Source organism: Colwellia sp. RE-S-Sl-9 (assembly GCF_048296855.1).
Taxonomy (GTDB): domain Bacteria; phylum Pseudomonadota; class Gammaproteobacteria; order Enterobacterales; family Alteromonadaceae; genus Pseudocolwellia.
This window is the reverse complement of the sequence record NZ_CP182631.1, coordinates 1,584,726-1,599,032: the sequence shown is the minus strand read 5'-3', so window position 1 is coordinate 1,599,032 and position 14,307 is coordinate 1,584,726. Positions and strand designations below refer to the sequence as shown.

Below are 14,307 nucleotides of genomic sequence, written 5' to 3'. Positions count from 1 at the left end.
CACAATAACCAATTGATCATTTATACTTGTCTAAATGGCCAATTACATCGTTATTTATTTAATAATTAGAACAACTAGTTATTAAAATAAATGCCTTGTATTTGACAATTTATTCTTCGTATAAAATAGGTCAATTCATTAATGCGTTTGGTATTAATCACTTAAATTGTTTTTATTTTTATGTTGCTTCTAACGGAGGATATATTATGAACTCACTTGATTTAACCCCACTTTACCGCAATAGCGTTGGCTTTGATCGTTTAGCATCGTTAATTGACCATGCTTTTACATCAGACACATCCGCTAGTGTTTATCCCCCATACAATATTGAGGTTATTGACGAAAACCAATATGCCATTACGTTAGCATTAGCTGGTTTTACACAAGACGAACTCGATATTCAGGTTGAAAAAGGCGTGCTAACGGTACGAGGTAATAAAAACGCGAAAGAAGAGCGTAAATACCTGTATCAAGGAATTGCAAACCGTAGTTTTGAGCGCAAGTTCAACTTGGCTGATTATGTTGAAGTAACCAATGCGGATCTTTCTAATGGATTGCTCACTATTAGCTTAGTGAAAGAAATTCCTGAAGCGATGAAGCCTAAGTCGATTGCAATTAATCAACAGGCAAAAGCGATTGAACATCAAACGCAAGACAATCCAAAAGCCACTAAAGAATCAAAAGCAGATAAAGTGGCCTAAAAAAATTGAGGGTGTAGTTATTACACCCTCAAACTATTTTTTGGGTGTTAGTTGGTGTTATTGAATTTTTATTTTTAGACCATATCAAGCCATTTAACTCGTTATGTACTTTGTTTTGGGAATATTCCCTTTATAACTATGGAGATTTTAACAATGTATTATTCGACCCTTTTTAACGTAATGTGTACGTTAAAAACTAATCTTGTAAAACCAATAATTAATATAACTCTTTCTCAGTAATTTTCGGAGACTACCATGTTTAACGTGAGTCATTTAACTCGCAACTATGGCAGTTTTGTTGCTGTAGATGATGTGAGTTTCTCAATTAAAAAAGGTGAGATCATTGGTCTGCTCGGACACAATGGTGCAGGTAAAACCACTATTATGAAAATAGTGAGCGGATACCTTGAAGCTGACCAAGGCGAAGTATCTTTTAACGGTATTTCTCTTAAAAAAAATCCCAAACTATTACAAAAGCATTTAGGTTATTTACCTGAAAGTTTACCTGTTTATCCTGAAATGAGTGTGGCTGAATATTTGGATTATGCAGCTGATCTAAAAGGGTTAAAAATTACAGAAAAAGTTGAAGAAATAAAGCGAGTGATCAAAGCCACTGATTTAAGTGCTAAATTGTTGGCACCTATTCAAACACTTTCGCGAGGTTATAAACAAAGGGTAGGGGTTGCACAAGCGATTTTAGGAAAACCTAAATTACTTATATTAGACGAGCCAACGAATGGTTTAGACCCTGAACAAACACAGCATATGCGCCAGTTAATTAAAGATATTGCGCAAGAGGCTACGGTTATTCTTTCAACACATATTATGCAAGAAGTTAATGCCTTGTGTGATCGTGTTCTCATACTTAAATCTGGGCAGCTTGTGCTTGACGAAAAATTAGATGTACTGCAACACAGCAAGCACCTTATTGTTGAAACAGATTGTAAAAACTTAGACATGTTGAAAAAGGTTTCAGGTGTCAAAAATATTGAAGTAAATAATAACAACACCTTACTTGTCGAAATATCTAAACAAGAGTTTTCGCGCACTATTTGTAGTGATATGAGTAAAGTTATTGTTGAAGCTGGCGCTAATTTATTTGCGCTTTACCCACAAAAAAGAGATTTAGAAACCGTATTTAATCAAATTAATAACGATGTTTATTCAAGTAAAAAACAAGCGGTTAAAAAAGGCAAGGAGGCTAAAAATGCAGCCTGATCAATCAGCTCAATTTAATACATTACGTATTGCACAAAAAGAAATAGCGTTGTTTTTTTCATCACCTATTGCTTACCTATTTATTGGCGCTTTTGTTGCGATTACTTTATTTATATTTTTTTGGGGCGAGGCTTTCTTCTCAAGAAACATTGCTGATGTTCGTCCTATGTTTGAGTGGATGCCGTTGCTTCTTATTTTCTTGTGTTCAACTTTAACGATGAAGCTTTGGAGCGAAGAAAGACGCAGTGGCACCATAGAATATGTTCATACCTTATCAGTGCCTCTTTGGCATTTTGTTATCGGTAAGTTTTTAAGTTGTTTGTTTTTATTAGCCATAGCACTGCTTATCACCATACCTTTACCTATAACCGTTAGCTTTTTAGGGGATCTTGATTGGGGGCCGGTTGTATCAGGCTATTTAGCGGTATTACTACTTGGTAGTGCGTATATAGCCATTGGTTTGGCTGTATCTGCAAGAAGTGATAATCAAATAGTAAGCTTAATTACAGCTTGTTTTATTTGCGGTTTATTTTATTTTATTGGTTCTGCTGCTATTACAGGTTTTTTAGATCATCAAAGCGCTGAATTTTTAAGACAATTAGGTACCGGATCTCGGTTTGAAGATATTACGCGTGGTGTTATTGACCTGCGAGATTTGTATTATTACGTTTCTTTAACGTTCGTGTTTTTAGCGCTTAACACATACTTTTTAGAGAAAGAGCGTTGGGTTACTCAGCAAAAAACTCAACACCATAAAAATTGGCAGTTTATTACCAGCTTGCTCGCCATAAATTTACTGGCAGCTAATTTATGGCTTAGCCAGTTACCTCAATTACGTTGGGATACTACAGCGGGTAAACAGTATTCTATTTCTGAGGCTACAGAAAGTTATCTTACTCAATTACAAGAGCCTATGTTGATCCGTGGTTATTTTAGTGAAAAAACGCACCCTTTACTGGCCCCCCTTGTACCGCAAATAAAAGATCTACTACAAGAATATGAAGTCGCAGCTAAGGGCAGAGTAAGAGTTGAATTTATAGACCCACAAAAAAATCCAGAACTTGAAGAAGAAGCCAACACCAGCTTTGGTATAAAACCTATGCCATTCCAAGTAGCAGACCGTTATCAAGCTTCTATTGTGAGTTCATATTTTAATGTACTTGTGCAATATGGTGACGAGCATGAGGTGTTAGGTTTTAGAGATTTAATTGAAGTAAGCGCTCGTGCAGAGTCAGATGTCGAAGTGCTTTTACGTAACCCTGAACATGATATTACACGTGCAATAAAAACGGTGTTACAAAATTATCAGAGTGCGGGTAACTTGTTTGATACCGTTAAGCAAAATATAACGTTTACAGGTTATATATCAGCAAACGATAAACTCCCTGAACAATTAATCGAATTTAAAAAAACGGTTAAACAACAGCTTGAAAACATAAAACTTAAATCAAACAACAAACTCACGGTTAACTTTGTTGAACCTGAAAAAAATGGTGGCAGCTTAGCTAAACAAATTGCTGAAGATTACGGTTTTCAACCTATGTCTACCAGCATATTTTCAAACCAATCGTTCTACTTTTATTTAACACTTGTGGGTGGCGAACAAATGGTTCAAATACCACTTGATGACTTTAGCGAAGCAAGCTTTGATCGAAACTTAGATGCCGCCATTAAACGTTTTGCTTCAGGTTTTAATAAAAATGTAGCCCTTGTTACTCCCGATGCAGAACCCTACAACGGCTATGCAATGCCTAGCGCTAAATATAGTCAACTAGAGCGCATGTTAGGTGCTGAGTTTAATGTATTAAAAGAAGATTTATCTGATGGGAGTGTTTCCGGCGAAGCTGATATTCTTATGTTAATGTCGCCCAAATCATTAGATCAAAAACAACTTTTTGCGGTTGACCAATTTTTGATGAAAGGCGGTACGGTTATCGCGGCAACTTCGCCATATAGCGTTAATTTTAGCGGTGGTAGTTTATCTATGTCGCCTGTTGAAAGTGGCTTATCTCAATGGTTATCGCATCATGGTTTAAGTATTGAAAACAGTTTAGTGATGGACCCAAGTAATGCTTCGTTTCCTATCCCTGTTACTCGTAATGTTGGCGGTTTTCAGCTACAAGAAATGCGCATGCTAGATTATCCATATTTTGCCGACATTAGAGCGGGGTTAAATAAAGACAACTTAATAACGTCTGAACTTCCGCAGTTAACTATGGCATGGTCTTCGCCAATAAATATTGATGACAAAAAGTCGAATGTTAGCTTTACTCCATTAGTATCAAGTTCAGCTGAAGCATGGACATCGTCTTCACTTAATATTATGCCTACGGTGAATGAATTAGGTGAAACAAATTACAGTGCCGAGGGTGACACCAAAGAGCAGTTAATGGGAGTTATTGCTCAAGGTAAATTTACGTCTTATTTTGCTGATAAAGAGTCACCGTTACTTGTTGAAAACAATACGGCTGAAAACAAAAACACAGCAGAAGAAAGTTCTGCGTCATCTAACCCAGAAGAAAATTCATTCGATGTTACTAGCGTTATTAATCATGCACCTGAAAGTGCGCGTATTATTTTGTTTAGCTCGAATGATTTTGTTCAAGACCAAGTACTACAGTTTACGGGGGGAGTATCGCAAACCGACTACCTAAATAGCTTACAGCTTTTAGTGAATACTATTGATTGGTCTCTAGAAGACCGAGCGCTAATGAGTATTCGTTCTCGCGGTAACTTTAATAGAACATTACCGCCAATGGAGCATAGCGAACAGCTGTTTTGGGAATACGGTAACTATATTTTAGCGCTTGTTATGTTAGCGGGGATTGCGATATTAGAGCGGCAACGTAGAAAGAACAAACAACGCCATTATTTAACTTGGTTAGCACAATAGGGGAATAAAATGAGCAAACACATTACTACATTGTCGGCCTTATTTTTATTGCAATTAATTATTGCGGGTCTATTGTTTTCTACTAATTCAGGGATGCAAAGTAATATAAACCCTCAATCACTTGTTCATATGGATAAAAACGAGTTGAACCAGATACAAATAATTGCCAAGGATACTGAACTCATACTCACTAAACATGAAGGAGATTGGCGATTAAAGGAGCATCCAGAGCTACCTCTAGTGGCAAGTAAAATAGCCTCTTTAACTTCTGAATTAACAGGTACGCAAGTCACTTGGCCTGTCACGCGTACCGCAAGTAGTCATGAGCGCTTTAAAGTTGCTGAAGATAACTTTGAAAAACGCATTGTGTTTACAGATAAAAACAACAATAAGCACGAGTTATTATTGGGTGAATCGCCCAGTTATAAGCAGCTTTATGTGCGTAATGCGGATGAAGATGAGGTTTTTTCTATCGAGTATAGTGCTTATCAATTGAGTACTAAGGCAAGCGACTGGTTAGATAAGTCGTTACTTTCAATTAACGGCATTAGCAAAGTAAGCCATTCAACCGTTAATTTAGAAAAGCATGACAATGAGTGGCAGTTAACATCGCCTGCCAAACTTAATGATCAGCAATCGTTAAATACAGAAAACATAACCGACTTGGTTAATCAATTAACGAGCTTAACGGTATCGGGAATTGCAGACGAAACATACGAAGCGACAAATAAACTGATTATTCATGATGATAAAAATACAGAGTATATCTACTCATTTTCTGCTAATAACGATAATTACTTTGTAAAAAGAAACGATATTAACCAATGGTTTACTATACCTAAGCTAAAATTTGAAACCCTGGCTAATATATCGGTAGATAAGTTTATTTCAGAAACTTCAGAACCAGAGGAGGACGAAGCAAATAATATTTCAGAGTAATACAATGGGGCAGGTATTATTCAAAAATATTAAGCCCCATTTACGACTATTACAAATACGTGTAGCTTTTTAAAGTACATTATTTGAGCTTGTTTTATATTGCTTAAATGAGGATATATCATGACTTCAAAAAATAAATCAATATTCAAAATTTTACTGGTGTTATTAACGGTTGTTATAGGTATAGGAGTTTCCGCTTTTACTACTGTTAAACAAAACCAAACAATTAAAAGTACTTACCCACAGCAAAGTCATATACAAAAACGCTTGGTTAACACCTCAACATTAGATAGAAAAATGCAAAAAGAACTAAGTATGCTCGTACCGGGAACTAAGCGCTTTAATTCGCGCTTTTTAAATAAAACGTTAACAAACAAATCTAGTCATAAGGAGGGATAACTATGTCAATTCAACTTCCTATTTCCTTAACCAATACAGGGTGTTTTCAATCATACTTAACGCATGTTAATAGCATACCGGCGTTGAATGAAGAGCAAGAAAAAACATTGTTTTCAAATTACCAAGAAAATAATGACTTAGCCGCAGCGCAACAAATTATTATGTCGCATTTACGTTTTGTTGCTTATATAGCCAAAGGATATCAAGGCTATGGTTTACCCATAGAAGATTTGGTTCAAGAAGGGACTATTGGATTAATGAAATCGGTAAAAAAATTTAGCCTCGATTTTGGCGTGAGGTTAGCGAGTTTTGCTGTGCATTACATTAAAGCTGAAATACAAGAATATGTGCTGCGTAATTGGCGGTTAGTTAAATCAGCAACCACAAAGGCGAAGCGTAAACTGTTTTATAATTTAAGAAGTTTAAAAGCGAAAACTGAATGGTTAAGCTATAAAGAAAAAAAAGAGATAGCTGATCATTTAGGTGTTAGCGAAGCCGATGTTAACGATATGGAGGTGCAGTTAAGTCAGCCTGATGTTTTTATTGATGCTTCAGCAGATAACGACGAAGAAGGTTCATCTTCTACTTTAGGCCATTTACTAGAAGACAAATCTGAATCGTTTTCTAACAAACTCATAAACGAAGACTTTACCAAAAAATCCTTAGAAAAAGTTAAAGAGTTTATCGATACGTTAGATGATCGCAGTAAAGATATTCTTATTAACCGATGGTTATCTGAAGAGCGACAAACCCATAAATCTCTTGCAGATAAATATGGGATTTCTCATGAACGTATTCGACAATTAGAAGAAAGAGCCATAAATAACATTAGAAAAAAAATGGCGATATTTGCTGCCTAGTTTTTATTACTCAAAGAGGCTATTGGTTACAAGAATGAAAATGAACGTTCGAATGTGTATTAACAAACTTGAGTAAAATGTTATATTGATCTGATTAAGGCGAGTTACTGACTTGCCTTTTTTTATAGAAAAATAAACAACATTTTTTAAGAGAAATAAAATGTCTTACATATTTATGTTTGATCTCATCGGATGCGGCGTTTTTGCATTGTCGGGAGCTATTATTGCCTATCAAAAAAAGATGGACGGCATAGGCGTTATTGTTTTAGGTGCCGTTACCGCTATAGGTGGTGGAACAGTAAGAGATTTATTATTAAACGTACCTGTTTTTTGGGTAACTCAACCTAGCTATATATATGCGATTATTTGTTCTAGTTTAATTGCTATTTTATGGATTAATAGCTCAAAAAAATTACCCGAAAAATCGTTAGAAATAGCCGATGCATTAGGTTTAGCGTTGTTTGTTGTTATGGGTACTGCAAAGGCTTTAGGTACAGGTGCACCACCATTAATTGCGGTAATTATGGGTACTATAACCGGCTGTTTCGGTGGCATGATCAGAGATGTGTTAGCCAACGAAATTCCTCTGATATTTAGAAAAGAACTCTACGCCGCTTGCTGTATTGCTGGTGGTTCAGCTTATGTACTTTTAATCCCCTATTTTTCAGATACCATTAGTGCTTCTGTCGCATTTACTATTATTTTATTCGTGAGATTAATGGCAATAAAATGGCAATTGGCTTTGCATGTATTTACGTATAAGAACAAATAATCAGTATCATGCTTATGGTACAGGCTCGTATGTGATAAAGTTAACTTCAGAAATAACAGGTTTAGCAGACCAACACTAGAAATAAGCCCGAGTTGTATTGCGTGCAGATATTAGAAAAAGATTACCAAATTAACAGTGTTCGCAAAGCGATAGAAGCAGGAACTAACTCCATTATCGCACTACCTACGGGGGGCGGTAAGAGTATTTGTATACTCAAACTGTGCCAAGCAATGTCTAACAAAAAAGTGGTTGTTAGCCTACGTAATGCAGCATTAATTCCTCAATTATTAAACACCTTAACCGTTAATGGTTTAACCGTTAGTGTTGTTAAATCAGGCTACAAATACGTTGCTGGTGGTGATGTCACCTTAGTAATGGAACAGTCTTTTACCCGAAGAAAGCATTTAAACATACAATGCGATGTATTACTGCGCGATGAATATCATGTAGGTTGCATGGGGGGCGTTTACATCGCCATGCGCGAAGAACTCTCGCCAGATTTAATTATAGGCTTAACTGCTACCCCCATTGATAGGCTTGGTGTTTATATTGACCCGTCAATGCAACTCATTGAAGAAACCACTACCAAACAGCTTATAGAACGAGGCGAACTGGCTAAGCCCGTGTACAAAGTACCTAGCCTTTCTCAAGAAATAGACTACAGCGCTGTAAAAATGTACCGAGGCGACTTTAGTGTTTCAGGCCTAGATCAAATACTACTTGAACAATGTTCTGTTGTTGCGCAACAAACCGTTGATAACGCGCTTTCAAAAGGTCGTAAGGTTATGCTTTTTGCGAACTCAATCAACCATGTAGAAGCACTTTCTGACGCGTTTCACTTGTTGGGTGTTAAGCATGACCGTGTTCATTCAAAACGTTCAATTGATGAAAATAATGAAAGCATACGCCGATACAAATCAAACGAAGTTAGACTGATTATTAATATGTCTATGCTGACCATTGGATTCGATGATCCTGAAACTGATTGTGTTGTACTAGCAAGACCCACCAAAATATTAAGATTGTATTTACAAATTATCGGCCGATGCTTACGTGCATCTGAAGGCAAGAAAGACGCGTTGATACTCGATTTAGCACAATGTATATCTACACATGGTTTTGCTGAAGATCACCGCGACTTTACCCGTAAAACCGCTAAATCTGCTGCTATCATGTCTGAACGATTGAGTGTTACCAACATTCATCAGTTTGTTGATGGCGAGTTTAGTTATAGCGATTCAATTGAACGTAAAGTCATTAAAAAGAAACCGTCACGTAAAAAGCCTCGACCTAGAGTCGTAGTAAGTAAAGCACAAATTGAAAAAACAGAAAGTAAGCGGGCAGATGCATTAATTAGACTAAGCCCTAAAATGGAAAAACTAGTCAGTACTATTGAGTTAGTAAATGCCGTTTACGAACAACAAAACGACGAGCATAAAATGCTTGAACAAGAAAAAATGGTTAAAATTGTTGCGCTTATCGGCTTCGCCTACAGTGATGCATTAGTTGATAGTTGTGTTGATTTAGTTGAAGAACTACATGCTCAAAATAATTCTATAAAAGGCTTATTAACCCGAGTGAGTAACTTGATCACCGCCATTGCTAAGAAAGAATTGTTGGCTTCGTTGTAAAACAGGAATATAAGAGCGCTAGTGAACATTTTAATAATAGCGCTTATTTCAAAAAAACAAGTGAGACTGCCGTCTTTTGAGTGCTGTCATTACCACGACAAAGAAAGGTAAACCATCGTTAAAATTTGTGTTATAGCTACACTAACAACACTCAAATAGGCTAGACGTATTACGATCTCAATGCCAATGTCACCAACACAACCCCATGATCTGTACTCTCGCCATCCCGATCAAAAATAGGATTAATTAAATGCCTATCGTAAGTGTGATGATCGCTGACTTGATAAAGACTATCGTGATAACTGGCATCAAACTCACACGACAACAAGATGTAATCAAGCACTGAATTACTCGCGCCGTAATAATGGGTAGGTGTTCTAGCTGCGGTAAGCTGATTTATGTCAGCAGATTTGTTCGAATCAACAGCCTCATCACTTTCTGAAATCTCTTTATTGTCATTAACAATAACTGCTTCAAATAAATTCCAAGCGTCTTGTAAGCAATATTTAGCCAAATAGGCATCGCGATCTATAGCGGAAACAAAGCGTAATGTGTCGGTAAGTAAATGACTCAACACACCATCGGTGAGTGTATTGTTAAAATCGCCTATTAACACCATAGGGTAATTAGTCGCTTCTCGGCGTTCTATCATCTCAATCATTAATAAGGTCGCTTCACTGCCGCGTTGTATGGTTGAACCCCAACTACCTGCAACGTTAGCTTTTAGGCTTTCAATAATGGTTTTTTCTGGCGACCATGTATTATTTTGTTCGTCTATTTCAAACATTGAACGTTTCGACTTAAAATGCACAACATAGCAATCTGTGTTGCCGATATGAGGAGCATTAACGGTGGCTCTTAACACTTTTCGGCTAAAAGAAAAGTCGTCAGTTAACCCTAAACTTTGTGCCAGTTCCATATTGGGTTTTACGCTAGCTATATCAACAATAGGGTAACGAGAGGTTATAGCTACAACAGGGCTGCGGTAAATAAAGTCGTCAACTATTTCAGGTTGATCAACTACCTCAAAATACTCATAACCTTGCTTTGCCACGAGTGCTTTTAACGAATCAGGGCTAAATACCTCTTGAAAACCAATAATGTCAGGTTGATATTCTTGTAAATATGTAGTGATCCAGTTTTGCTTTTTAGCCCATTGCTCTGCGCTATAAATACGCTCAAATTCGTAACAAGCATTAGGTGGCTCAAGGTAATTAAATAAGTTAAACGTGGCAATTTTTAACTGGGTGTTGTTTTCTGATACGGGCATATTTGAACTTGCTTCAGCGCTTGAAGTAATGACGGGTAGATTTTCTTTTAGATCAGTATGTTTGATGGTATTAACTCAAATAAACAATGAGATACAATTATACCTCATTGTTTATAAAATAAAGCTTTAGTTTTGTATTATCTATTTTACTCGTGGTATTGATATTAATACTTATTTCGTTGTAGCTTCATTTCTGAAAGAATTTTGGCGGTAATTTCTTCAACCGAAAATTTAGTGGTGTTTATAAACGGAATTTTCTCTTTTTTGTAAAGCTTTTCAACTTCTCTTAGTTCCATTCTACATTGACGTGACGATGCATATTTACTGTTAGACATTCGATTGTTTCTAATATCCATCAATCGGTCGGCATCAATGGTTAAACCAAATATTTTCTTTTTAAATTTTCTTAAAAATTCAGGAATTCTTAAATGTTCCATGTCTTCGTCGATAAAAGGGTAGTTTGCCGCCTTTATGCCATATTGTAAGGCCAGATATAGAGCTGATGGGGTTTTTCCTGAACGAGATACACCTACTAAAATAACGTCGGCATGTTCGTAGTTACTGATATTTGTTCCGTCGTCATTCGCTAATGCAAAGTTAACGGCGTCAATTCTATTATCATAACTTTTTTCATGAATGCTGTGCGTTCTATGAGGTTGCGGGTTCGCTTTTATACCTAATTCTTTTTCAAGAGGAGGAATGAAATGCTCAAGAAAGTTATAAATAATGGCGTCGCAGCCATCAATAATCTCTCTTATTTCAGGGTTTACAAAGGTATGAAAAACTAAAGGTGGCTCGCCTGCGCGTTTACTCGCTTTATTGATTTGTTTTTTGGCTAATAAAGCTTGTTCGGTACTTTCAACAAAAGAAATGGTGTGATGTTCAAATTCCATAGGAAATAGCGACAACAACGCATGACCAAATACTTCTGAAGTAATCGCTGTTCCGTCTGAAATATAAAAAGCTGCTCTCATTTTTGTTCCTATGTATGAAAACTTACGAAAGGGGTTTTGATTTTATTGATCACAGTGTAGAATGTTTACTCTATAAACATCAATGATTTTTATTTAATTACGAATAAGTAATATTTGAACATAAACACTTAATCGTTTAAAAATAAAGTTTATACCTAAGAAACTTTTCATATGTTAATGTTTTATTTGAATAAAGTTTTTTAATTATACACTTTTAATTAAATAACTTGAGGATGTTGTCGTGCAAGAATATGTACTTTGGTATGAAGAGCTTGGAATGAATGATGTTGATCGCGTAGGCGGTAAAAATGCATCATTAGGCGAAATGATTTCTAACTTAGCCAATGTTGGCGTACAGGTGCCAGGAGGTTTTGCTACTACCTCGTTTGCATTTAACGAGTTTTTAGAGCAAAGCGGATTAAACGACAAAATTTATCAACTTTTAGATACTCTTGATGTAGATGATTTAAACGCACTAGGCGAATGCGGTACAACTATTCGTCAATGGATTATTGATACGCCATTCTTACCACAAATGCAGACTGACATTGAGCAAGCCTATGCTAAGCTTGCCGGTGAATTTTCAAATGAAGCTTCTTTTGCTGTGCGATCATCTGCAACGGCTGAAGACATGCCTGATGCTTCTTTCGCAGGACAACAAGAAACCTTTTTAAATGTACGTGGACTTGACGCAGTAATGATTGCTATCAAGCATGTATTTGCCTCTTTATTTAACGACCGAGCTATTTCATATCGAGTACACCAAGGTTACGATCACCGTGGTGTGGCGCTTTCAGCGGGTATTCAACGTATGGTGCGCAGTGATATTGCGTCAAGCGGTGTTATGTTTTCTATCGATACTGAATCGGGTTTTGAAGATGTAGTGTTTGTAACTTCAAGCTTAGGTCTTGGTGAAATGGTGGTACAAGGCGCTGTTAACCCAGATGAATTCTATGTACATAAACCTACGTTAGCTAAAGGTAAACCTGCTGTTGTTCGCCGAAATATTGGTAGTAAAGCTATTAAAATGATTTACGCAGACAACCCTGAACATGGCAAGCAAGTTGAAATTGTTGATGTAGACGAAGCGCAATCTAATCGCTTTTCGTTAACCGACGATGAGGTAATGAATTTAGCGAAACAAGCCGTTATTATTGAAAAGCACTATCAACGTCCTATGGATATTGAATGGGCAAAAGATGGCCTCGACGGAAAGCTATATATTGTACAAGCTCGACCTGAAACTGTACGTAGCCGTGAAAGCACTAATGTAATAGAACAATTTCAATTACAAGAAACCGCAAAAGTTATTGCTGAAGGTCGTTCAATTGGCCATAAAATTGGTAGTGGTGAAGCCAAAGTGCTTGCCTCGCTTGATGAAATGGACAAGATCCAGCCGGGCGATGTTTTAGTAACTGACATGACAGATCCTGACTGGGAACCTATCATGAAACGTGCTTCAGCCATTGTTACCAACCGTGGTGGCCGTACGTGCCATGCTGCTATTATTGCCCGTGAAATGGGTATTCCTGCTGTAGTAGGTTGTGGCGATGCAACCAGTAAAATAGCCAATGGCGACAAAGTAACCGTGTCGTGTGCTGAAGGTGATACCGGCTTTATTTATGAAGGACAGCTTGAATACAAGGTTAAAACCTCTGAAGTCGACAAAATGCCTGAGTTACCACTAAAAATAATGATGAACGTGGGTAATCCAGACAGAGCTTTTGCATTTGCTCGTTTACCCCATGCAGGTATAGGTTTAGCGCGTTTAGAGTTTATTATTAACAAAATGATTGGTGTGCATCCTAAAGCACTGATTAACTTTGATGAACAATCGATAGATTTAAAAGAAGAAATTACCGATATTATCGCGGGTTACGATAGCCCTGTAGAATTTTACATTGCTAAACTTACCGAAGGTATTTCTACCTTAGCGGCTGCTTATTCACCTGAAAAAGTGATTGTGCGCATGTCTGACTTTAAGTCGAACGAATACGCAAATTTAGTGGGTGGTGAAGAATACGAGCCAGAAGAAGAAAACCCTATGATTGGCTACCGTGGTGCAGCGCGTTATATTTCTAAAGACTTTAGAGATTGTTTTGCTCTTGAGTGTGAAGCGATAAAACGTGTACGTAACGATATGGATTTAACCAATGTAGAAATAATGATCCCATTTGTTCGCACATTAGAAGAAGCAACACAGGTAATTGATATATTAGCTGAACATGGCTTAAAACGTGGCGAGAATGGCTTACGCGTTATTATGATGTGTGAACTGCCTTCAAACGCTTTATTGGCTGATCAGTTTTTAGATCACTTTGATGGGTTTTCAATTGGCTCTAACGATTTAACTCAGTTAACGCTTGGTTTAGATAGAGACTCAGGCTTAATTGCGCATTTGTTTGATGAGCGCAACCCTGCAATAAAAGCCTTATTGTCTATGGCGATTAAAGCCTGTAAAGCACGAGGTAAATATGTGGGTATTTGTGGCCAAGGCCCAAGCGACCACGAAGACTTTGCCGCTTGGCTGGTAGAGCAAGGTATCGATAGCGTATCACTAAACCCAGATACCGTTATACCAACTTGGTTATACCTAGCTGAGCAGCATGGTAAAGCTTAATTGTTAAGTAAAACCAACATGTTATAAACA

11 protein-coding genes are annotated in these 14,307 nt (G+C 37.0%); 9 read left to right on the top strand and 2 right to left on the bottom strand.

Annotation, left to right across the window (positions count from 1 at the left end; translation table 11 throughout):
- The first annotated feature begins 206 nt into the window (after positions 1-206).
- The 8 genes from ACM9HF_RS06950 (at position 207) to ACM9HF_RS06915 (ending at position 9,413) form a co-directional block, all read left to right on the top strand.
- Positions 207-701, top strand: a complete 495-nt coding sequence (locus ACM9HF_RS06950; RefSeq protein ID WP_473616334.1) for an Hsp20 family protein — start codon at positions 207-209, stop codon at positions 699-701.
- A 255-nt stretch (positions 702-956) separates the two neighbouring features.
- On the top strand, positions 957-1,919 hold the full coding sequence (locus tag ACM9HF_RS06945) for an ABC transporter ATP-binding protein (RefSeq protein WP_473616330.1): 963 nt from the start codon (positions 957-959) through the stop codon (positions 1,917-1,919).
- Positions 1,909-4,812 (top strand): Gldg family protein, encoded by a 2,904-nt coding sequence (locus ACM9HF_RS06940; RefSeq protein ID WP_473616326.1) that lies wholly within the window; start codon positions 1,909-1,911, stop codon positions 4,810-4,812. The genes ACM9HF_RS06945 and ACM9HF_RS06940 overlap by 11 nt, the downstream gene beginning before the upstream one ends.
- Before the next feature lie 9 nt (positions 4,813-4,821).
- Complete coding sequence (locus ACM9HF_RS06935) at positions 4,822-5,751, top strand: DUF4340 domain-containing protein (protein WP_473616324.1); 930 nt, start codon at positions 4,822-4,824, stop codon at positions 5,749-5,751.
- Positions 5,752-5,871: 120 nt separating this feature from the next.
- Positions 5,872-6,150 carry a hypothetical protein gene (locus ACM9HF_RS06930; protein ID WP_473616321.1) on the top strand — a complete coding sequence of 93 codons (279 nt, stop codon included), beginning with the start codon at positions 5,872-5,874 and terminating at the stop codon, positions 6,148-6,150.
- A 2-nt stretch (positions 6,151-6,152) separates the two neighbouring features.
- Entirely contained in the window at positions 6,153-7,010 is an 858-nt protein-coding gene (gene rpoH / locus ACM9HF_RS06925) for an RNA polymerase sigma factor RpoH (RefSeq protein WP_473616317.1), read from the top strand.
- A 160-nt stretch (positions 7,011-7,170) separates the two neighbouring features.
- Entirely contained in the window at positions 7,171-7,782 is a 612-nt protein-coding gene (locus ACM9HF_RS06920; RefSeq protein ID WP_473616313.1) for a trimeric intracellular cation channel family protein, read from the top strand.
- Positions 7,783-7,883: 101 nt separating this feature from the next.
- On the top strand, positions 7,884-9,413 hold the full coding sequence (locus ACM9HF_RS06915; RefSeq protein WP_473616308.1) for a DEAD/DEAH box helicase: 1,530 nt from the start codon (positions 7,884-7,886) through the stop codon (positions 9,411-9,413).
- Between the two features lie 169 nt (positions 9,414-9,582).
- Here ACM9HF_RS06915 and ACM9HF_RS06910 read toward each other — a convergent pair whose 3' ends face one another.
- Positions 9,583-10,683: an endonuclease/exonuclease/phosphatase family protein gene (locus ACM9HF_RS06910; RefSeq protein WP_473616304.1), complete on the bottom strand. Its 1,101-nt coding sequence runs from the start codon at positions 10,681-10,683 to the stop codon at positions 9,583-9,585.
- Between the two features lie 164 nt (positions 10,684-10,847).
- Positions 10,848-11,657, bottom strand: coding sequence for a posphoenolpyruvate synthetase regulatory kinase/phosphorylase PpsR (ppsR, locus tag ACM9HF_RS06905; RefSeq protein ID WP_473616300.1), 810 nt, complete (start codon positions 11,655-11,657; stop codon positions 10,848-10,850).
- A 241-nt stretch (positions 11,658-11,898) separates the two neighbouring features.
- Between ppsR and ppsA the strand changes: the two genes are divergently transcribed.
- Positions 11,899-14,277 (top strand): phosphoenolpyruvate synthase, encoded by a 2,379-nt coding sequence (gene ppsA / locus ACM9HF_RS06900; protein ID WP_473616296.1) that lies wholly within the window; start codon positions 11,899-11,901, stop codon positions 14,275-14,277.
- Positions 14,278-14,307: the final 30 nt, after the last annotated feature.

Excerpts from the sequence above, each read along its gene's own strand:
- ACM9HF_RS06950 (WP_473616334.1), top strand. The coding sequence starts at position 207 with ATGAACTCACTTGATTTAACCCCACTTTACCGCAATAGCGTTGGCTTT.
- ACM9HF_RS06945 (WP_473616330.1), top strand. The coding sequence starts at position 957 with ATGTTTAACGTGAGTCATTTAACTCGCAACTATGGCAGTTTTGTTGCT.
- ACM9HF_RS06940 (WP_473616326.1), top strand. The coding sequence starts at position 1,909 with ATGCAGCCTGATCAATCAGCTCAATTTAATACATTACGTATTGCACAA.
- ACM9HF_RS06935 (WP_473616324.1), top strand. The coding sequence starts at position 4,822 with ATGAGCAAACACATTACTACATTGTCGGCCTTATTTTTATTGCAATTA.
- ACM9HF_RS06930 (WP_473616321.1), top strand. The coding sequence starts at position 5,872 with ATGACTTCAAAAAATAAATCAATATTCAAAATTTTACTGGTGTTATTA.
- rpoH (WP_473616317.1), top strand. The coding sequence starts at position 6,153 with ATGTCAATTCAACTTCCTATTTCCTTAACCAATACAGGGTGTTTTCAA.
- ACM9HF_RS06920 (WP_473616313.1), top strand. The coding sequence starts at position 7,171 with ATGTCTTACATATTTATGTTTGATCTCATCGGATGCGGCGTTTTTGCA.
- ACM9HF_RS06910 (WP_473616304.1), bottom strand. The coding sequence starts at position 10,683 with ATGCCCGTATCAGAAAACAACACCCAGTTAAAAATTGCCACGTTTAAC.
- ppsR (WP_473616300.1), bottom strand. The coding sequence starts at position 11,657 with ATGAGAGCAGCTTTTTATATTTCAGACGGAACAGCGATTACTTCAGAA.